General features: G+C 42.2%; 18 protein-coding genes. 10 read left to right on the top strand and 8 right to left on the bottom strand.

From position 1 onward, the window contains the following. The 7 genes from PLH26_RS03025 to rfbD form a co-directional block, all read left to right on the top strand. Positions 1-1197: DegT/DnrJ/EryC1/StrS family aminotransferase (locus tag PLH26_RS03025; RefSeq protein WP_324584506.1), on the top strand; the 1197-nt coding region annotated here is incomplete at its 5' end. Between the two features lie 17 nt (positions 1198-1214). Continuing rightward, on the top strand, positions 1215-2567 hold the full coding sequence (locus tag PLH26_RS03020) for a UDP-glucose dehydrogenase family protein (protein WP_324584505.1): 1353 nt from the start codon (positions 1215-1217) through the stop codon (positions 2565-2567). Positions 2568-2579: 12 nt separating this feature from the next. Beyond that, positions 2580-3554, top strand: coding sequence for a UDP-glucuronic acid decarboxylase family protein (locus PLH26_RS03015; RefSeq protein ID WP_324584504.1), 975 nt, complete (start codon positions 2580-2582; stop codon positions 3552-3554). Positions 3555-3559: 5 nt separating this feature from the next. Then, the gene (locus PLH26_RS03010; RefSeq protein WP_324584503.1) at positions 3560-4855 is read left to right on the top strand and encodes a nucleotide sugar dehydrogenase; all 1296 of its coding nucleotides are present in this window, start codon (positions 3560-3562) and stop codon (positions 4853-4855) included. Then, on the top strand, positions 4855-5919 hold the full coding sequence (rfbB, locus tag PLH26_RS03005; RefSeq protein WP_324584502.1) for a dTDP-glucose 4,6-dehydratase: 1065 nt from the start codon (positions 4855-4857) through the stop codon (positions 5917-5919). Before PLH26_RS03010 ends, rfbB begins: the two co-directional genes overlap by 1 nt. Positions 5920-5987: 68 nt before the next feature. Then, on the top strand, positions 5988-6548 hold the full coding sequence (rfbC, locus tag PLH26_RS03000; RefSeq protein WP_324584501.1) for a dTDP-4-dehydrorhamnose 3,5-epimerase: 561 nt from the start codon (positions 5988-5990) through the stop codon (positions 6546-6548). Positions 6549-6558: 10 nt separating this feature from the next. Next, positions 6559-7425 carry a dTDP-4-dehydrorhamnose reductase gene (gene rfbD, locus PLH26_RS02995; RefSeq protein ID WP_324584500.1) on the top strand — a complete coding sequence of 289 codons (867 nt, stop codon included), beginning with the start codon at positions 6559-6561 and terminating at the stop codon, positions 7423-7425. Between the two features lie 13 nt (positions 7426-7438). On the opposite strand, the gene PLH26_RS02990 is transcribed toward rfbD, so the two are convergent. Both PLH26_RS02990 and PLH26_RS02985 read right to left on the bottom strand, forming a co-directional pair. Then, positions 7439-8551 (bottom strand): carboxylate-amine ligase, encoded by a 1113-nt coding sequence (locus PLH26_RS02990; RefSeq protein ID WP_324584499.1) that lies wholly within the window; start codon positions 8549-8551, stop codon positions 7439-7441. Positions 8552-8671: 120 nt separating this feature from the next. Continuing rightward, positions 8672-9625: an ATP-grasp domain-containing protein gene (locus PLH26_RS02985; RefSeq protein ID WP_324584498.1), complete on the bottom strand. Its 954-nt coding sequence runs from the start codon at positions 9623-9625 to the stop codon at positions 8672-8674. Between the two features lie 125 nt (positions 9626-9750). Here PLH26_RS02985 and PLH26_RS02980 point away from each other — a divergent pair, with 125 nt between their 5' ends. After that, positions 9751-10572: an alpha/beta hydrolase gene (locus tag PLH26_RS02980; RefSeq protein WP_324584497.1), complete on the top strand. Its 822-nt coding sequence runs from the start codon at positions 9751-9753 to the stop codon at positions 10570-10572. A gap of 227 nt (positions 10573-10799) precedes the next feature. Then, positions 10800-12017 carry a bifunctional 3,4-dihydroxy-2-butanone-4-phosphate synthase/GTP cyclohydrolase II gene (locus PLH26_RS02975; RefSeq protein WP_324584496.1) on the top strand — a complete coding sequence of 406 codons (1218 nt, stop codon included), beginning with the start codon at positions 10800-10802 and terminating at the stop codon, positions 12015-12017. Between the two features lie 8 nt (positions 12018-12025). Here PLH26_RS02975 and PLH26_RS02970 read toward each other — a convergent pair whose 3' ends face one another. The 6 genes from PLH26_RS02970 to PLH26_RS02950 form a co-directional block, all read right to left on the bottom strand. Beyond that, a complete protein-coding gene (locus PLH26_RS02970) occupies positions 12026-12478 on the bottom strand; it encodes an RES family NAD+ phosphorylase (protein WP_324584495.1) in 453 nt (150 codons plus the stop codon). Further along, positions 12478-13047 carry an Xre family toxin-antitoxin system antitoxin gene (locus PLH26_RS02965; RefSeq protein ID WP_324584494.1) on the bottom strand — a complete coding sequence of 190 codons (570 nt, stop codon included), beginning with the start codon at positions 13045-13047 and terminating at the stop codon, positions 12478-12480. Before PLH26_RS02965 ends, PLH26_RS02970 begins: the two co-directional genes overlap by 1 nt. Before the next feature lie 44 nt (positions 13048-13091). Then, positions 13092-13445, bottom strand: a complete 354-nt coding sequence (locus PLH26_RS02960; protein ID WP_324584493.1) for a CCC motif membrane protein — start codon at positions 13443-13445, stop codon at positions 13092-13094. Then, the gene (locus tag PLH26_RS21695) at positions 13446-13724 is read right to left on the bottom strand and encodes a DUF2752 domain-containing protein (RefSeq protein WP_502876359.1); all 279 of its coding nucleotides are present in this window, start codon (positions 13722-13724) and stop codon (positions 13446-13448) included. It abuts the gene before it with no gap. Between the two features lie 134 nt (positions 13725-13858). Continuing rightward, a complete protein-coding gene (locus PLH26_RS02955; RefSeq protein ID WP_324584492.1) occupies positions 13859-14596 on the bottom strand; it encodes a GLPGLI family protein in 738 nt (245 codons plus the stop codon). 2 nt (positions 14597-14598) lie between these two features. Further along, positions 14599-17361, bottom strand: a complete 2763-nt coding sequence (locus PLH26_RS02950; protein ID WP_324584491.1) for an outer membrane beta-barrel protein — start codon at positions 17359-17361, stop codon at positions 14599-14601. 235 nt (positions 17362-17596) lie between these two features. On the opposite strand from PLH26_RS02950, the gene glgB reads away from it, so the two are divergent. Beyond that, on the top strand, positions 17597-19564 hold the full coding sequence (glgB, locus tag PLH26_RS02945; protein ID WP_324584490.1) for a 1,4-alpha-glucan branching protein GlgB: 1968 nt from the start codon (positions 17597-17599) through the stop codon (positions 19562-19564). Positions 19565-19572: the final 8 nt, after the last annotated feature.

Raw genomic sequence — 19572 nt, 5'->3', positions numbered from 1 at the left:
AATACCTATTGCTTATCCTATGCATATTTTACTATTTTTGCACCCATTTACAAAATAGAAATACATATGCGGCCTATTCAAATGGTAGATCTTAAGCAACAGTACGAGCATATCAAATCCGATGTGGATGAAGCTATTCACAAAGTACTGGACAGTTGTGCTTTTATTAACGGCAAGCCTGTTCAGGATTTTGCTCAGCATCTTGCCGCCTATTCAGGTTCGAAACATGTAATACCCTGTGCCAACGGAACAGATGCACTTCAAATTGCTTTAATGGCCCTTGGTCTTGAGCCGGGCGATGAAGTGATTACACCTTCGTTTACTTATATTGCTACTACAGAAGTAATAGCATTGCTGCGCCTGAAACCGGTTTTTGTAGAAGTGGACCCGCAAACATTTTGTATATCTCCCGAGGCTGTTGAAAAAGCCATTACCCCCAAAACCAGGGCTATAGTGCCGGTTCATTTATATGGGCAGGCAGCCAATATGGAAGTCCTCATGCAGATAGCCGAAAAACATAACCTGCATGTGGTTGAAGACAATGCTCAGGCAATTGGCTGCGATTATATTTTTAATAGTGGAGTAAAAAAGAAAGCAGGCACGATCGGTACTATCGGCTGCACCTCCTTCTTTCCTTCCAAAAACCTGGGCTGTTACGGCGATGGAGGTGCAATATTTACCAACGATGATGAGCTGGCGGAAAGATTAAAAATGATCGCCAACCACGGACAAAAAGTAAAATATTACCATGAGATTGTAGGATGCAATTCGAGGCTGGATACTTTGCAGGCTGCCATATTGAATGTTAAACTCAAAAAGCTCGGTGAATACATAGCTGCAAGGCAAAAGGCTGCCGCTTATTACAATAAAGCTTTTGCCAACCATCCTAAAGTCACAACTCCTTTTACTGCGCCATACACCGATCATGTATTTCATCAGTATACATTGATCTTAAATGGAGTAAACAGAGACGGGCTTAATAAATACCTCACCGAACACCGGGTTCCTTCCATGATCTACTATCCTGTACCCGCCCACCGGCAAAAGATGTTTGAAGCATTTGGAGGAGCAGCTTACCGGTTGCCCCAAACAGACTGGCTGACAGAAAGAGTGATTTCCCTTCCCATACATACAGAACTAGATGAGGAACAACTTGCCTTTATTACACAAAAGGTATTGGCATACATTAATAACTAAACAAACAATAGATATAAATGAAAATCGCAGTAGTAGGAACAGGGTATGTAGGCTTGGTTACAGGGACCTGTTTTGCCGAAACCGGTAATACGGTTACTTGTATAGACATTGATAAAGTCAAGGTGGAGAAGTTGAGCGGTGGCGAGATTACTATATATGAACCGGGGCTCGAAAAAATTTTTCTCCGTAACCTGAAAGAAGGGCGACTGCATTTTACTACCAGTCTGGCCGAAGGAATTGAAGATGCTGAAGTTGTTTTTTTGGCGCTTCCAACGCCTCCCGGAGAAGATGGCTCCGCCGATTTAAAATATATATTGAGTGTTGCCAAGGAACTGGGTAAGATTCTTAAGCGGGGTCAGTATAAGGTTATTGTGGATAAAAGCACGGTTCCGGTGGGAACCGCCGAAAAGGTGGAACAGGCTGTAATTGAGAGCTCTGATACTGATTCTAAGGATCGAAAAAACAATAATAAGGTTGCTTTTGATGTAGTGTCCAACCCTGAATTCTTACGTGAAGGGGTAGCTGTAGATGATTTTATGAAACCCGATAGAGTGGTAATCGGAGCATCTTCAGAGAGAGCCAGAAAAGTGATGACGGATTTGTACGCGCCCTTTGTACGCCAGGGAAACCCGGTTATTTTTATGGACAGGCGGTCGGCCGAACTCACCAAATATGCGGCGAATGCGTTTCTTGCTACCAAAATTTCTTTTATGAATGAAATAGCCCAGTTGTGTGAAAAGCTGGATGCAGATGTTGATATGGTGCGGCGCGGTATAGGAAGTGACGACAGAATTGGAAAAAGATTTTTATTTCCCGGTATCGGTTACGGGGGAAGCTGTTTCCCAAAAGATGTACAGGCTTTGGTAAAAAGCGCTAACGAAATTGATTATGACTTTAAAATTCTGAATGCCGTGATGGAGGTTAACCGAAAGCAAAAATTGCATTTGGTAACTAAAATAAAAAGGTACTTTAAAGATGGCCTGAGAGGGAAAAAAATTGCTTTGTGGGGGCTGGCTTTTAAGCCCAATACAGATGATATACGAGAAGCCCCGGCACTGGAAATTATTGACGCTTTATTGCAGGAAGGAGTGTCTGTTGCAGCATATGACCCGGAGGCTATGAATAACGTTCGGCAGGTGGCAGGCGATAAAATCGTTTTTGCCGCCAACCAGTACGATTGCCTGAAAGATGCTGATGCATTGGTAATCGCCACAGAATGGAACGAGTTCAGAACGCCAGACTTTCTGAAAATTGTGTCTAACCTGAAACGCAAAGTGATTTTTGATGGCAGAAACTTGTTTGATGTTAATGCTATCCGCGAATTGGGCTTTTACTATGAAAGTATAGGGCGGCCTGTAATTTCCCGGTAAACAAAAAAGAAAATGAAAAAAAGAATATTGATAACAGGAGCCGCGGGATTCTTAGGCTCTCATCTTTGCCACAGGTTCATTAAGGAAGATTACCATGTTATTGGCATGGATAATTTGATAACAGGCGATCTCAAAAACATTGAGCCGTTGTTTGCACTGGAACAGTTTGAATTTTATCATCACGATATTTCAAAATTTATTCATGTTCCCGGGCATATAGATTATATCCTTCATTTTGCGTCGCCGGCAAGCCCCATTGATTACCTTAAAATCCCCATTCAAACTTTAAAAGTCGGTTCATTGGGCACACACAATTGCCTTGGGCTGGCTAAAGCCAAGGGGGCAAGAATATTGGTTGCTTCCACCTCTGAAGTATATGGCGACCCTTTGGTGCACCCGCAAACAGAAGATTACTGGGGAAATGTAAATCCGGTAGGACCGCGGGGTGTATACGATGAAGCCAAACGTTTTCAGGAAGCCATTACTATGGCATATCATACTTTCCATGGCGTTCAAACAAGAATCGTCCGCATTTTTAATACCTATGGTCCACGCATGCGCCTGAACGACGGAAGGGCTTTGCCCGCATTCATCGGGCAGGCACTTCGCGGAGAAGACCTGACGGTATTTGGCGACGGTTCACAAACCCGTTCCTTCTGCTATGTAGACGACCTCGTTGAGGGCATTTGCAGATTACTGTACAGCGATTATGTACATCCGGTGAATATTGGGAATCCCGATGAGATCAGTCTTAAGGATTTCGCTGAAGAAATAATTAAACTTACGGGTACACATCAGAAAATCGTATATAAGCCGTTACCTACAGACGATCCCAAACAGCGGCAGCCCGATATAAGCCTCGCCAAAAGAATATTACAGTGGAACCCCGAAGTAAGCCGTGCAGAGGGATTGAAAATTACATTTGATTATTTTAAATCTTTACCAAAAGAAGAATTGTATAAACTACCTAAAGAATTTAAAAAATAACTTTTATGTTAATCTACCAGGATATTATCAACAAGAAGGCTAAGTTGGCCGTAATAGGATTGGGCTATGTGGGTTTACCCATTGCACTTGAATTTGCAAAAAGCATAAGTGTAATTGGCTTTGATATCAATGCCAAACGCATTGATATGATGAAGCAGGGCATTGATCCGAGTAATGAGCTGGAAGCCTCGGCATTTGAAGGATGTGATATTGAGTTCACCAGTTCGCTGGATGTATTGAGAGAAGCGAGGTTTTTTATTGTTGCTGTTCCAACCCCCGTTGATGATCATAATGTACCGGATCTTCTGCCGGTAAAAAAAGCCTCTGAAACCATTGGCAAAGTAATTAAAAAAGGAGATTATGTAGTGTATGAGTCTACCGTATACCCCGGCTGCACTGAAGAAGATTGTCTTCCCATTATTGAAGAATTGAGCGGGTTAAAGATGAATATTGATTTTAAACTGGGTTATTCACCGGAACGCATCAATCCGGGGGATAGGGAGCATACACTTTCCAGGATTATTAAAGTGGTATCGGGTTCGGATACAGAATCACTCGAAGAAATCGCTAAAACATACGAGGTTGTTGTTAGGGCAGGAGTACATAAAGCGTCGAGCATTAAAGTGGCCGAAGCGGCAAAGGTTATTGAGAACACACAACGCGACCTGAACATCGCTTTAATGAATGAACTATCCATTATTTTTGATATGGTGGGCATTAATACCTATGAAGTGCTGGAAGCTGCCGGAACCAAATGGAACTTTTTGAAGTTCCAGCCGGGTCTTGTGGGCGGGCATTGCATAGGAGTTGATCCTTATTATCTAACATATAAATCCAGTGAACTGGGCTACGAATCACGTGTTATACTTGCCGGCCGCGTAATTAACGATGAAATGCCTTTGTATGTGGCTAAAAAAGTGGTGCAGCATATTATTAAACATGCCAAAGAAGCAACCGGGGCAAGGGTATTGATCATGGGGGCAACATTTAAGGAAAATGTAAGCGATATCCGTAATTCAAAGATCATAGACATGATAAAAGAACTGAGGGCATTTTCATTAAATGTAGATATTGTTGATCCCTATGCTGATAATGATGAACTTCAACACGAATATGGGTTCCCGCTTTCTCCTGCAATTGGAAAGAATTATGATGCGGTTATACTGGGAGTGCCCCATAATGAGTATAAAAATTTAACAGAAGAATATTTGCTTGGAATTACCAATCCAAACGCCATTTTTGCTGATCTGAAAGGACTGTACAGGAACAGATTTGCAAATTTGAAATATTGGAGTTTATAATGACACAATATGCTAAAGCCATAGGCGTAACAGGTGGGGCCGGCTTTATCGGCTCTCATGTTGTGAGACTGTTTGTAACCAAATACCCCGATTATCGCATCGTTAATGTTGATGCGCTCACTTACGCCGGTAATCTTGAAAACCTGAGGGATATTGAACAATTTCCCAATTATGTTTTTGAGCATGCCGATATTTGCAGTGAGCAACGAATGGATCAGTTATTTGGTAAATATGCTTTTGATGGCATGATACATTTGGCCGCCGAAAGCCATGTTGACCGTTCTATAATGGATCCGCTGGCTTTTGTAAAAACCAATGTGTTGGGTACGGCTGTACTGCTGAATACCTGCAGGAAGTATTGGAATGGTGATTACAGCAATAAACTTTTCTACCACGTGTCTACTGATGAGGTATATGGTTCGTTGGGAGAAACTGGCTTTTTTACGGAAAAAACGCCCTATGACCCGCGTTCACCCTATTCAGCTTCCAAAGCCTCTTCAGATCACATGGTAAAGGCTTACTATCACACGTACGCGTTGCCGGCACTGATATCCAATTGTTCCAACAACTACGGGTCGCACCATTTTCCGGAAAAGCTGATCCCCCTGATGATCAATAATATTAAGAACAATAAGCCGCTTCCGGTTTATGGAAAAGGGGAAAATGTGAGAGACTGGCTGTGGGTGGAGGACCACGCCCGGGCTATTGATATTATTTTTCACAAGGGGAGGGTGGGAGAAACCTACAATATTGGGGGATACAACGAATGGAAAAATATAGATCTCGTTAAGCTGCTTTGCACTATAATGGATACCAAATTGGGTAGGCCCAAAGAACAATCGGAAAAGCTTATCACATACGTGAAAGACCGGTCGGGCCACGATCTGCGCTATGCGATTGATGCAACTAAGTTGCATAACGAGTTAGGATGGAAACCCTCGCTTCGGTTTGAAGAAGGACTGGAAAAAACGGTAGACTGGTATCTCGGGAACCAGGAATGGGTCAACCACGTTACGTCCGGTCAGTACCAGCAATATTACGCAGATCAATATGCAAAGCGATAGAAGAACATTCGTATCTTCACGCACATTCATGCAGTATTTTACCATTGCTGTAATACAACCAGATTTTCATGCCGTTTATAAAGACAGAGTTCCCGGGGCTTCTTATTTTTCAGCCTGTTGTATTTGAAGATGCGAGGGGATTTTTTTTTGAAAGTTACAACGAAAAAGTATTCCGGGAAAATAGGGTAGATTATCGCTGGATACAGGATAACCAGTCTTTTTCTCATTACGGAGTGATAAGAGGTTTGCACTATCAGAATCCTCCCAAAGCACAGGCAAAGCTTGTACGCACGCTAAGCGGGAAGATCTTAGACATAGTAGTAGATATAAGAACAGGCTCACCGTGTTACGGTAAAGTATACAGCATTGAGCTTTCTTCCGAAAATAAACTGCAACTGCTTATTCCTGCAGGCTTTGCTCACGGCTTTTCAGTATTGAGTGAAAATGCAACTGTACTGTACAAGTGCGATAATCTATACGAAAAATCGGCAGAAGGCAGCATTGCATACAATGACCCTTTTTTAAATATTGACTGGAAAATCCCGGCTAACAAGGTTATACTTTCCGATAAGGATCAGGGGCACCCTTCATTAAAAGATTGCAAAAGCCGTTTCGTATTCGAGAGATAATCATTTGTTCATGCAGAAACCAAAAATACTTGTAACCGGCGCTGGCGGCCAACTGGGCAGATCCATACAGGATATTACAGCATTTTATCCGGGATTTGAATTCATTTTTTTTTCGGGACAGGATATGGCTGTTGAACAAAAAGCTGAAACAGAGTCCGTTTTTGATGCCATTCGTCCGCAATTTTGTATCAATTGCGCAGCATACACTGCTGTTGACAGGGCCGAATCAGAGAAAAAAAAGGCATTTCTTGTCAATGCGGAGGGTGTTAAAATACTTGCGGATGCATGTGTAGCTTATCAATCAGGTTTTTTACATATTTCTACTGATTATGTTTTTAACGGGAAATCTTCCGTTCCTTACAAAGAAGATGCCAACGTTGATCCTATAAATGTTTACGGCGCTTCCAAAGCAATGGGTGAAGCATTGTCTGTAGCACACAATCCTGAAACCATAATTATACGCACCTCCTGGATGTACAGTGAATATGGCAGTAATTTTGTGAAGACCATGATGCGTTTAATGAAGGAGAAAAAGGAGCTCAGTGTAGTGCATGACCAGGTAGGATCTCCAACGTATGCGAAAGATCTGGCTCATACTATTATGCAAATCATCAATAGTAAGCTTTGGTTACCGGGCATTTATCATTACTGCAATGAAGGAAACATCAGCTGGTACGATTTTGCAGTGGCCATTAAGGAAATAACCGGAGCCGGTTGCATCCTGCATCCTGTACCAGCAGTTGCATACTCAACACCTGCCAAACGCCCGCCTTTTTCACTGCTTGATACATCAAAAATCAGGGAAACCTATGGCGTTGATGTTCCTTTATGGAAAGAAAGCCTGAGGTTTTGTATAGATAATATACAGCGAATGTAAAAAGTAATGCCTGTCAAAGATCTGCGAGAAATTGAGAATGAATATAAGCGGCTACAGCGGTTAGGTTTTTGGTGTTTTCATGAACAGCCAGTTGCCGGTCGGCACCGGTTCCCTGATCAATTATTTTTTGCACATTTCCAAGGCGGTGCCTCGATCCTAAGTGATCTACAACGTCATCTACAAAATCAAGCAATTCATATATCAGCACTCTTGTATTTACTTCTTCTTCCTTGCCAAAATCAATCAGGTGACCATCTAACCCGTAACGGCTTGCGCGCCATTTGTTTTCGTTTACCAGTGCCCGGGAGTATTGTATGAAATTCATGTTTTCCATCCGGAGCTTATAAAGCTTGGCGCATATAGCCTGGAACAAAGCGGTAATGGCTATGGTTTCATCAACAGTTAGGGGTACATCACAAATGCGAAATTCAACAGTATTAAAGAAAGGGTGAACACGCAGATCCCACCATATTTTTTTTGCGTTATCAATGCAATTGGTCTTGATCAGCAGGTTAACATAGTTATCATAGGCCTCTATGCTTTCAAAATTATCGGGAATGCCGGTACGGGGAAATTTATCAAATACTTTGGTGCGGAAGGATTTAAAGCCGGTGTATCTTCCCTCCCAGAAAGGAGAGTTGGTACTGAGTGCAAATACATGCGGCAAAAAATATCTGGCCGAATTGGCGATATGTATGGCCATTCTGCGATTTTCCATACCTACATGCACATGTAAACCAAAAATCAGATTGCTCCGGGCGGCATCCTGCATTTCATTCACAATTTCATGATAACGTATGTTATCTGTAATAAGCTGTCTTTCCCACAGGCTGAAAGGGTGCGTGCCCGATGCGCCCATAGCAAAGCCAAGGTCGCCGGCAATGCCTGCAATGGTTTTGCGCAACAATCCCACATCGTTGTATGCGGCATCAATGCCTTCGCATATATCCGTACCTACTTCAACCACTGCCTGGTGCATCTCTGCCTTTACCTTATCTTTTATGATCTTTTGCCCTTCTGATACAATTTTTTGTTCATGACTTTTGAGTTCAAAGGTAACGGGGTCTATTACCATGTACTCTTCTTCTACACCAAGCGTAAATTGTTTATAATTCAGATTAGCCATATCGTTGGTTTCGTTTAGTGCAATCAGAGATTCAAGTGATAATTTTTAGATCATAAATATGATGCCGGCTATCCCTGTGCCCGCGTTTGCAGCCCGGACGCATCAATCTCAAATTTCAAATTACATTAACGGCTGCTTTTCTACACTCCGTTTTACATATTCGCCCCAGGTAAGGTTATCCGATCCTTCAACACAGCTTAGGGCTCTTTCAATAGCATAATTGGCCGCAGTTTCAACAACCCATTCAAAATTTTCTTCCCCAACGCTGGCTTTATCAGCGTCGGGAGCCGGATTGCAAAAATCAATGGCGTAAGGCACACCACCGCGAATCGCCAATTCTACGGTATTAAAGTCATAGCCAAGGAATTTGTTGAGCCGCAGTACAATTTCCTCCATAATCTGGTATTGTTCAGGTGATGGCTTAAAGTCGCTCACATACCGCAGGTGATGTGGGTTGCGGGGTTCATAAGGCATAATGCGCACATGTTTGCCACCTATACAATAACACCTGTAATATTCATCAAATACAATTTCTTCCTGGAGCAGCATTACCAGTTCGCCTGTTTCTCCATGTTTGTCAAAAAAATCTTCCATGCTCTCTAACCTGTATACGTTTTTCCATCCCCCTCCCGCAAAAGGTTTCATATATGCCGGAAACCCTACATAATTAAAAATACCTTCCCAGTCCAACGGAAAAGCAAGATTGGCAAATGATTCTTCCGACGTATCCGCCGGTAAATTCCGGGAGGGAAGAATTACTGTTTTGGGCACCGGCACACCAATTTTTGTGGCAAGAGCATTATTGAAAAACTTTTCATCGGCGCTCCACCAAAAAGGATTATTGACTACCGCTGTACCGCTGACAGCAGCATTTTTAAGAAAGGCACGGTAAAAGGGAACATCCTGTGATATGCGGTCTACTATTACGGTATATCCGCTGGGCTCGCCCTGCATTACTTTAGCAATAGTTACAGATTCGGCCAGTATACCATCAGTTTTTTTACTGTTGATCCTTTCTACAAAAGCATTGGGAAAAGATCTTTCTTTACCGTGCAGGATTCCTATTTTTTTCATTGCTGTGTTTTTTCTCCGTACAGTTTGCACGGTATATATGATAGGTTTTAAGTGCATTGTAATATAGCTAAAACTATTTTACCTGATCAAATTATCTTTAAATCTTTCCGTTATATTTGATATTGATGCTGATAAAAAATAAAACCATAATACCATTAAAAAAATTGCGGCTTCCTTCCCGTTACCTGCAGCGGGAAGTGCATATTGATTTTTTTATGCCTCCGGCTTTTGCTGAGAAAAGTGAAGTGAGCTTACTGCTGATCAATGATGGCCAAAATATGGAAGAACTGGGCTTGTCCGGCATCCTTTCGGAGTTATATCTGCAAAATGCAATCCATCCTTTACTTTGTGTAGGTGTGTATTGCGGCAACGACCGGAAAAACGAATACGGTACCGCTTTCGTTGCCGATTACAAAGGACGGGGCGCTAAAGCTGCATTATACACCCGGTTCATATTAGAGGAGCTGCTGCCGTTCATTCATCTGCAAACCGGTATTGTTACTTTTAAAGAAAAGTCTTTCGCGGGTTTTTCCCTGGGCGGATTGTCAGCAATGGATATTGTCTGGCATCATCCCCGGGAATTTGCAAAAGCAGGGGTTTTCAGTGGCTCATTCTGGTGGCGGTCTAAAGGGCTTGATGAAGGTTATGTGGAAGCTACCGACCGCATCATGCATGCCCGAATACGGGAAGGCGGCTATTACCCCTGGCTTAAATTCTTTTTCGAAACCGGAACGCTTGATGAAACGGAAGATCGCAACAATAACGGAATTATTGACTGCATTGATGATACGATTGGACTGATAGAAGAACTGGAACGCAAAGGATATAACAGGCAAGACGATATCGAATATCTTGAGCTGAAAGATGGCCGGCACGATGTGCCTACCTGGGCTGTTGCCATGCCTGTATTTTTAAAATGGGGATGGGGAAATAATTTGAAGATGTGAAAATGGGGAAATGTGCAAATAAAGCAGCCGGTACGCAGGGGATGAAGTGTTGGAACACAAGGTTAAAAAGAAAAATGAGCACATAAACAGTAAAAGAGATGCCTTTACGGGAACCTCTTGTGGTTACATTTGCTCTTTTAAGTATGCTGTTGACGCCGGAAAGTGATGGCAGAATCGTATATGCCCTTTCATGGCTGCCAATTCGTAACTTTGCCAAAATTTTAAAGATGTTCAATACTATTGAAAGTGCGATTGAAGATATAAAGAACGGAAAGCTCGTAATAGTAGTGGATGACGAGGATCGGGAAAATGAGGGCGATTTTATAACTGCTGCGCAAAATGCCACTCCCGAGATCATTAATTTTATGACCAAACATGGAAGAGGGCTGATTTGTGCACCTTTAACAGAAGAAAGATGCACAGAACTGAACCTTGATCTGATGGTGATCAGCAATACTTCCCTGCATGAAACGCCCTTTACAGTGTCGGTTGATCTTTTGGGCCATGGATGTACAACAGGGGTTTCTGCCCACGATCGTTCCAAAACGATCAAAGCCCTGGTCAATCCCAAAACAGAACCTTCCGAATTAGGCAGGCCCGGTCATGTTTTTCCATTAAAAGCGAAGGCCGGGGGTGTATTAAGACGTGCCGGTCATACAGAAGCCACTATTGATCTTGCACGGCTGGCAGGTTTTGATGCGCCATATGGCGGAGTGCTGGTAGAAATTATGAATGATGATGGTTCAATGGCAAGACTGCCTGAATTACAGGAAATAGCAAAGAAATTTGAGCTTAAGCTGATCACTATAAAAGATCTGATAGAGTACCGGTTAAAAGCCGATTCTCTGATAGAAGAAATAGTTAAGGTAGATATGCCCACTAAATATGGTCATTTTAAGCTCATTATTTTCAGGGAAAGGAATAATCCTTCCAGTGGCGAACATATGGCACTGGTAAAAGGTGAATGGCAAAAAGACGAGCCTGTGCTGGTTCGTGTGCATTCATCCTGCTTTACAGGAGACATATTAGGCTCTCTTCGGTGCGATTGCGGTGATCAGTTGCATGAAGCCATGAAGTTGGTTGAGAAAGAAGGGAAAGGTGTAGTGTTGTATATGAACCAGGAGGGCAGGGGGATAGGGCTGGTAAACAAATTGAAAGCATATAAGCTCCAGGAAGAAGGAATGGATACCGTGGAGGCCAACCTTCACCTGGGATTTAAAATGGATGAAAGGGATTACGGTGTAGGTGCTCAGATTCTGCGGCATCTTGGCATCAACAAAATGCGGTTGATAAGCAACAATCCGCGCAAACGTGTAGGATTAATAGGTTATGGTTTGAATATAGTTGAAAATGTGCCGTTACATATTCATCCAAATCCATACAACGAAAAATATCTGAAAACCAAACGGGATAAGCTGGGGCATGAAATTCTTAGCGGAAAATGAAGCAATTGCTATAAAAGCCTTCTATCGATAGGAATAACCCTTTTGTACAGCACTTTTGTTTTTTCGAAGTCTTTATGCCCTGGATTGATAAGAATATTATAGTCTTCTGGCATAATGGCTGAAGGTAATTGTAGTGCCAGGTATTGATTTTTACGGACAAAATAATCACCAATAGCGGTCAGTGAACCGGGTGATGGATTAGCATACCAGTTCTCCGGCAGATCTTTGATGCTTATGGTGAGGATATTATCTTCAGGAATTTCTATGCAAAGCATGCAATAATCATCTGCAGGAATACCGGCAATATGTGCAACGCTTTCAAGCAGTGCCAATGAAGCTGTGGCTGCTGTATACAAAATATAAGTTCCTTTGCTGTGCCAGCGACCGGCATAATTTGCAGCTCCGGTACCTTTCAAGTCTTCAATATACATGCATTTACTGATGCGGTACACCTTTCTCATCAGGCAAAAATTCCATGTTCAATTTTTCCCAGTTCGTTCATCAGAAGGGTTATCCCTAAAGAAGTATCTAAATATGTTTTGGGCTTTTTATTGCCTAAGGCCACTACTGTGCTGTTCATCCATTGTTTAAAGGCGTCCATACTACCAAAAACTTCTTCCCCACGGCTGTAGAGCCTGGCAAGCTCAATGATTCTTTCGGATTGCTCGGGATTAAGCTTTTGGCGGGCGGTATACCTTCTGAGGGTTCGGTCTGAAGTTCTTATGATGGCTGAAATTTCAGACACCGTTAAACCGGTATTATCCATGAGGTGATCAAGTGATTTTTTAGGAACGCCTTCCCGGATTATTCCGATAAAATCTGCATTATTGCGTATTGCTGACGGCGTCGATTGCCCCGTAATACCCAGGAGATGAAGTACCCTCTGAACCAGGTTTAAAAAAGCACTGGAGGGTACTGCTGCAGCGTATGCTACTGCAGGATCTTCTAAGATATTTAAGGGTGGATCTTCTACTGTATATTTTTTAGACGCCGGCATATTCTTTGATTTCTGACCCAAATTTACGGTCATTTGTCCGGATTATAAAATTTTTTGTAAATTTTATTTTCAACTCCCTATATCCGGTTAAAAATATCCTGTGGATTACTCAAAATGCCGAATCCTGCGGTAATCATCACAAATATCCAAAACACCAGAAAGAGTATAGAAGGAATTAATCCAACGATTGCACATATCCTTCCTGTACGCAGATTGCTGTAAGATGAAGGGGTATACCATTCGGGGCTTGCCTGGTACAATTGCGCGTCTTTACTATATAGGATCAATGCTACAATTGAACACACCACACCGGGAACGCCATAACAACAACAGCCAATAATGGATATAATACCGAGTGCCAGAACTGCAGAAGCGTTGGGTAGTGAACGTTGTGATTGTGGAGCAAATATGGAACTGTCCTGTTGGTTCATTTAATGGAAAATTTGATGTGTAACAATTTTGTAAATGTAATGTGCGGTTATGATACTTACAACAGCCGTCTGCAATCCAATAATGGTTTTTGAGCCGCGTTGAAATTTATATTTCAGGTGAAGCAGGGCATAACCACATAGCAGAAAAAGTGGTAACAATGCAGGATACATTAGAAAGGAATCTGAAAAATCTCCTTTAAGCAGCGAAATCATGCTGCGCTGCATTCCGCACCCCGGACATTCCATGTTAAAATATTTTACCGAAGGGCAGGTAAGCATATTTGCTTCCAGCCATTTAATCCATGATACGTATAATGCAACCGAAGGCGCCATCCTATTTGTTTTTCCCAGCCAAATGTCAACTGGTCAGTCAACCAGTTAACACAAGTTAGCAAATCAATCAGTTAACTGCCTCATATCATGATCTGCCAGATGTACTTTTGTCCCCATTTGCCCCAGCGCTTAAGGCTGCTCTGTATTGTCTTTTCTATGCCGGAATAATTGGTGTTTTTACCCTTTTTAGGGGGAACAACTGTATTTGCTTTTACTTCTTCAAGCTGCACTTTGGTAGCGTACCAGTTGGTATGCATCCTGGGAATAACCACACCGAGTATCATTCCGGGTAATCCCTGAAAAGATTCAGGGCCACCGGGTGAAACAATTTCATCGGTGTAAAAAGCCACTACGAATACTGAGTCCATAATAACAGTAAAAGCCCTCCTGCAGTCAAATCCGGCTATCTTACGGGTATCTTTTGTAAGATGCCATTGATACTTGCGCAAGCTATCCTGTATAAGAAACGATTCATCAAATACCTGTTTGGCTGCTACGGTAGTTTGAGTGGCAAAATCGGTGTATACTACATTGGAAGATGCGGGGCCTTCACCAAAGGGAGCCGGCTTTTCATTACTTTCCCGGCCGGGTTCATATAGTGTCTTATCTCCTGTAAATACCAGGTTGAAATAAGTATGCTTAAATTCGGGCGTTTGTTTTTTAAGCGTTGCAGCCCAGCCATCATCACCAAGCTCCATTTGCTTGTAGATATTGACGATTTTTTCAAACTCTATTTTTCCTTTCAGGATAAATTGTGCGTTTGATATTTGCGCTATGCCCAGCAATATTAACAAAATGATGGTACTGTTTCCTTTCATGGCTATGGGTTTTGCGTTTGTGCATTGTTTTTAGAAAAATTCCAGGTAAAGCTTACCATCCAGAACCGCCTTAATGTAGCGTATGTATTTTCGGTGATAAAATTGCTTTGTATATCACGCCTGAATCCGATATTCTGATCAAGAATATCATTTACTGAAAATTTCAAAGAGCAGGTTTCTTTAAATAAACGTTTGCTGAGTGATGCATTCCAAATGATGGTGTTACGGTTCTGATCGAATACATTAGTTTTTTGCCTGAAATTAAAATCGGCGTTGCTGGAGAGATCAAATTTATATGGAAGTGCAAAATAGGTGTCTATATTATAGGAATACACCCAGTACTTGGTTTGCACAGCTTCATTAATAGAGCTTACAGAAGTGTTGTAAGATGCGTTTGTCCGGAGGTTGATGCCCATTTTGTTTTCCCTGGAGAAGTAACCTCCGATGCCTGCAGCATAAGTATTATTATGTGTGATGTTTTTTTCAAGGTTTACAAAGTTGATCCCCTTACCACCGTACGTATTAATATTGGCGAAGAACCTGGTTTTAATGGAGGGCACTTCCATATTATAACTTATATAGGAGTAATAATTGTAGGTGCCGCTACTGTTTACAGACTGGTATATGCGTTTGCCAAATTTATCTATTGTGTTGCTTGTGGTAATGGCATTATTGATAAGGTTGAAGCTTGCGTTAGCGAAAAAGCCTCTCTGCTTAAGCACTTTATAGTCGTTGAAGAAAATATTGAAACGGTGATTAAATGCGGGCTCAAGATCAGGGTTACCGGTAAAAACATTAAGAGGGTCATTGTTTTCCTGCACCGGTTGTATTTGCTGGATGGTAGGCTGCTGCGTACTGCCGTTGTAACTAAAATTAAGCCTTGTTTGGGGTTTAAAGATATAAGAGAAACTGGCTTTTGGGAAAAGGTTCAGCCTGTTGTAATGGAAGGATGAATCTTTAAGGTTATCTTTTTGTGTGTAGGCCTGGGAAGCCAGGTCACTCCCGAATGAAAGGTTATATTTTTTTTTGGCTATACGATAAGCAATGCCACCGGCATTGGTGGTAACCAGAAAATCATAGTCATTGGTCAGAAGCGGGTTAAGCACATCGTATTTGCCGTCATTATAATCATAGGTAGACCGGTCGGCGCTGCTGGTGGTATTGGAAATGCCATAGTTCAGTATCACGTAATTATTATTGCCTATGGGTTCGGTATAAGTTGCTTTGCCGTTAAAAGTAAACAGTTTGCTATGGTTGTATTTGCGCTGGTTAATCGTGTCATTCTGAAAAATCTCCCCGGCATCTCCATAAAAGTTATTCACCGCATCAAGATATCCCTGAGAATCATTATCGGTATACTTCTGTTCCATCGTGGCAGTGATGGTCCTTCCTGTTTTTTTAAATTTCTTTCTGTAAATGATATTCGTATTCAGAGAGGATTCCTGGTTTTTATTAGTAGTTTTTCTGTTGCTGGTATTTACCGGACCCGAGTTTTCGTTCAATGCTTCGGAATAAAAGATGCTGCTGGTTTCCGTGCGGCCTTTATACCCGCTGAACACAAACTTCAGCGAAGACGAGGAATCAAGCTGTACTTCATATTTACCATTCAGCGTATTGCGGTCGCGCTGCGAAAAATTGGTATTGCGCTGGTTAATATAATAAAGCGTGTCCGGAAGAATATATTGGGTTTGGGTTTCTCCAACACCTGCTACGTCCAGTTTCTTATACATATAGCTGGCGTTGAAATTATGTTTGTCTTCATTCCATTTGTTCGAAAAGTGAAGCCCTCCGGTCCATACTTTAGGCAGCCCGTTACCATTAAAGTCGAAAGCATCATTTTGAGCAAACGAGTAAAAAAAACCACTGTTCTCGTCGTACTCAAAGTTATCTTCGCTGGCTCCGTATTTTCGGCTATCCTGCCAGTTGAGTCCCGTTTGACCGGTGTTTGACATGGTACCAAAAGCAGCGACTTTTCTTTTACCTTTAAAGAAGTTCACCATCGCCTCATTATTGAATTTATCCTTCAAACCGCCCCCTGCCGATACTTTTCCGAAATAACCGTTTTTCTTGTCTTCTTTAAGTTTAAGATTGATCGTTTTCGTCTTTTCGCCATCGTCAATACCGGTAAATGCCGCCTGGTCACTTTTTTTATCAAATACCTGCACTTTGTCCACTGCGTCGGCTCTTATGTTTCGGGTAGCTACGGTAGGATCATCGCTAAAAAATTCTTCCCCGTCTACCAGTACTTTCTGCACCTCCTGCCCCTGGGCAATAATTTTTCCGTCTTTGTCAACCTGTATACCCGGCATCGCCTTTAATAATTCTTCCGCGCTGGCGTTAGCCCTCACTTTAAAGCTATCAGCAGTGTATTCAATGGTATCACCTTTCAAACGCATGGCATTGTTCTGCCTGATAATGATCTCCTTCAGCAAAACACTTTTATTGGTAAGACTGATCGTTCCCAGGTCTACAACAGCGCCCGGCTGCAGTTGCACTTCATCCACGTAATCTGCAAAAGAAGGATAGGAGATCATTACTGAAAATTTGCCGGGAGAATGTGCGGGCAGAATAAACCTGCCCTCTTTATCAGTTCTTGTGAAGGTGATTATAGAAGAGTCGGCCGGGTTGAGCAATGTAATTACCGCGTATTGCAGCTTCTTTTGATTGGCGGTGTCTAAAACAGAGCCCCTGATAGAAGCATCCTGTCCGTATGTTTTTGATAAAATGCACAGAATAGCAACAAAGCAGAGAATGGATTGACGCATAAGAGGTGTTTAGAAGATAAAGAGTTAAGTATATGAAAATCTATTATTTATCTTTAAATCCATAAGCTGTACTTTTAATCTTAAGTTAAAATAACTTTTACATATTCAATACAGCAAAATGCCAAAATCTGAGAAATCCATAAAGCATACAAAAGCTTCTCAAAAGAAATCCTCCAAAATTATTTCGGAAGGAACATCCAAAAGAACTAAACTATCAGCACCTAAATCAAAAAAAATGATGAACCCCCATAATAACGTGACAGGCGCAAAATATGAGGAGATTCATTTTGTAGACAGTACAAAAAACGTGTGGAACTATTCTTTATTTACAGATGAAGATATAAATAATTTTCAACAGGGTACGCATTACAGTTTGTATACCCTGTTTGGATCAAGGCCTGCCAGGGTGCTGGATACCGACGGCTATTATTTTGCGGTATGGGCGCCCAACGCCTCCTATATATCTGTTAAAGGCAATTTTAACAACTGGGATAATGAAACGCATCCATTGTTTGTGCGACAGGATAATTCGGGCATTTGGGAAGGGTTCATACCTCGCATGCAAAAGGGTGAAGTATATAAATACCATATCCATGGTTATAAAGGGAGCCGGCAGGATAAGGGCGATCCGTTTGCATGGTTCTGGGAAAAAAGACCTGCCACAGCGTCAATTACCTGGACGCTGGAATATGAGTGGAATGATGATGCATGGATGAAAAACAGGAAGCGTAACAATGCACTGGAGGCCCCCTGGAGTGTATATGAAGTACATTTGGCAAGCTGGATGCGGCCCAACAGGAACGATGAAGAAAGCTATAATACCTATGCTCAAATTAAAGAACGGTTGGTGCCTTATATAAAAGAAACCGGGTTCACCCACGTGGAATTTATGCCGGTAATGGAACATCCTTTTGATGGATCCTGGGGTTACCAGGGAGCAGGATATTTTGCTCCCACATCCCGTTTCGGCGATCCGCAGGGCTTTATGGAACTGGTAGATGCATTGCACCGCGAAGGCATAGGTGTGATCCTGGATTGGGTGCCTTCGCATTTCCCATATGATGCACATGGCTTATTTATGTTTGATGGCACCCATACCTACGAATATGCAGATATGCGCAAAGGGTTTCACCCCGACTGGAACAGCTATATATTCAACTACAAAAGGGGAGAAGTAAAATCATTTTTGATCAGCAGCGCCAGGTATTGGCTTGATAAGTATCATGCCGATGGAATTCGGGTTGATGCTGTTAGTTCTATGCTCAAATTGAATTATTCCCGTACAACGGGGCAATGGGAGCCCAATGAATATGGGGGTGATGGCAACATTGAAGCAATAGCTTTTATTAAGGACCTGAATGAAACCATTTTTCGCGACTTTCCCGATGTGCAAACCATTGCAGAGGAAGCTACAGACTGGCCGGGTGTTAGCAAGCCCACTTTCGAAGGTGGACTTGGCTTTGGAATGAAATGGATGATGGGGTGGATGCACGACACACTGGACTATTTTAAATTGGATCCTATACACCGGCCTTATCACCAGGATAAGTTTTCTTTTAGCATGATGTACTATTATGATGAGAATTTTATGCTTCCCCTGAGCCACGACGAAGTAGTGCATGGCAAAAGTCCTATGATATATAAAATGCCAGGCGATGACTGGCAGAAGTTTGCCAACCTGCGCCTGTTGTATTCTTATATGTTTACTCACCCCGGCGGTAAGCTGCTTTTTATGGGGGATGAGTTCGGGCAAACCAGTGAGTGGAATTATAAATCGGAACTCGACTGGTATTTATTGCAGCACGACAGCCACAGGCTGTTAAAAGACTGCGTTGGCGATTTGAACCGCCTGCTGCGCAGTGAACCTGCTTTATATGAAAACCAGTTCAATATCTACGGATTTGAATGGATAGACCTGAATCACAGGCCCGAAAGCGTAATTGTTTATCGCCGAAAAGGAAAGAAGCCCATTGATGATGTGCTTGTTGTTTTAAATCTTACACCTGTGGCGCGCCGCAACTGGAAAATACAGGTGAAAGGGAAGCAGGAATGGAAAGAGATTTTTAATAGTGACGCAAAAAAATACTGGGGAACCGGCGATGTATTTAATCCCCATGTTGAAACAGTTGAAATTGACAAAAAAAACCGGGTTCTTGAGCTCAACGTTCACCTGCCTCCCCTCGCAGCAGTTGTTTTTAAATAGTTGTGAAA

This window comes from Agriterribacter sp. (genome assembly GCF_035444585.1).
GTDB lineage: Bacteria > Bacteroidota > Bacteroidia > Chitinophagales > Chitinophagaceae > Agriterribacter.
Note: the sequence above shows the minus strand (reverse complement) of the source record. Positions and strands in the feature narration are given on the sequence as shown.

Coding starts and splice junctions, on each gene's coding strand:
- PLH26_RS03020 (WP_324584505.1), top strand. CDS start 1,215: ATGAAAATCGCAGTAGTAGGAACAGGGTATGTAGGCTTGGTTACAGGG.
- PLH26_RS03015 (WP_324584504.1), top strand. CDS start 2,580: ATGAAAAAAAGAATATTGATAACAGGAGCCGCGGGATTCTTAGGCTCT.
- PLH26_RS03010 (WP_324584503.1), top strand. CDS start 3,560: ATGTTAATCTACCAGGATATTATCAACAAGAAGGCTAAGTTGGCCGTA.
- rfbB (WP_324584502.1), top strand. CDS start 4,855: ATGACACAATATGCTAAAGCCATAGGCGTAACAGGTGGGGCCGGCTTT.
- rfbC (WP_324584501.1), top strand. CDS start 5,988: ATGCCGTTTATAAAGACAGAGTTCCCGGGGCTTCTTATTTTTCAGCCT.
- rfbD (WP_324584500.1), top strand. CDS start 6,559: ATGCAGAAACCAAAAATACTTGTAACCGGCGCTGGCGGCCAACTGGGC.
- PLH26_RS02990 (WP_324584499.1), bottom strand. CDS start 8,551: ATGGCTAATCTGAATTATAAACAATTTACGCTTGGTGTAGAAGAAGAG.
- PLH26_RS02985 (WP_324584498.1), bottom strand. CDS start 9,625: ATGAAAAAAATAGGAATCCTGCACGGTAAAGAAAGATCTTTTCCCAAT.
- PLH26_RS02980 (WP_324584497.1), top strand. CDS start 9,751: ATGCTGATAAAAAATAAAACCATAATACCATTAAAAAAATTGCGGCTT.
- PLH26_RS02975 (WP_324584496.1), top strand. CDS start 10,800: ATGTTCAATACTATTGAAAGTGCGATTGAAGATATAAAGAACGGAAAG.
- PLH26_RS02970 (WP_324584495.1), bottom strand. CDS start 12,478: ATGAGAAAGGTGTACCGCATCAGTAAATGCATGTATATTGAAGACTTG.
- PLH26_RS02965 (WP_324584494.1), bottom strand. CDS start 13,047: ATGACCGTAAATTTGGGTCAGAAATCAAAGAATATGCCGGCGTCTAAA.
- PLH26_RS02960 (WP_324584493.1), bottom strand. CDS start 13,445: ATGAACCAACAGGACAGTTCCATATTTGCTCCACAATCACAACGTTCA.
- PLH26_RS21695 (WP_502876359.1), bottom strand. CDS start 13,724: ATGCTTACCTGCCCTTCGGTAAAATATTTTAACATGGAATGTCCGGGG.
- PLH26_RS02955 (WP_324584492.1), bottom strand. CDS start 14,596: ATGAAAGGAAACAGTACCATCATTTTGTTAATATTGCTGGGCATAGCG.
- PLH26_RS02950 (WP_324584491.1), bottom strand. CDS start 17,361: ATGCGTCAATCCATTCTCTGCTTTGTTGCTATTCTGTGCATTTTATCA.
- glgB (WP_324584490.1), top strand. CDS start 17,597: ATGATGAACCCCCATAATAACGTGACAGGCGCAAAATATGAGGAGATT.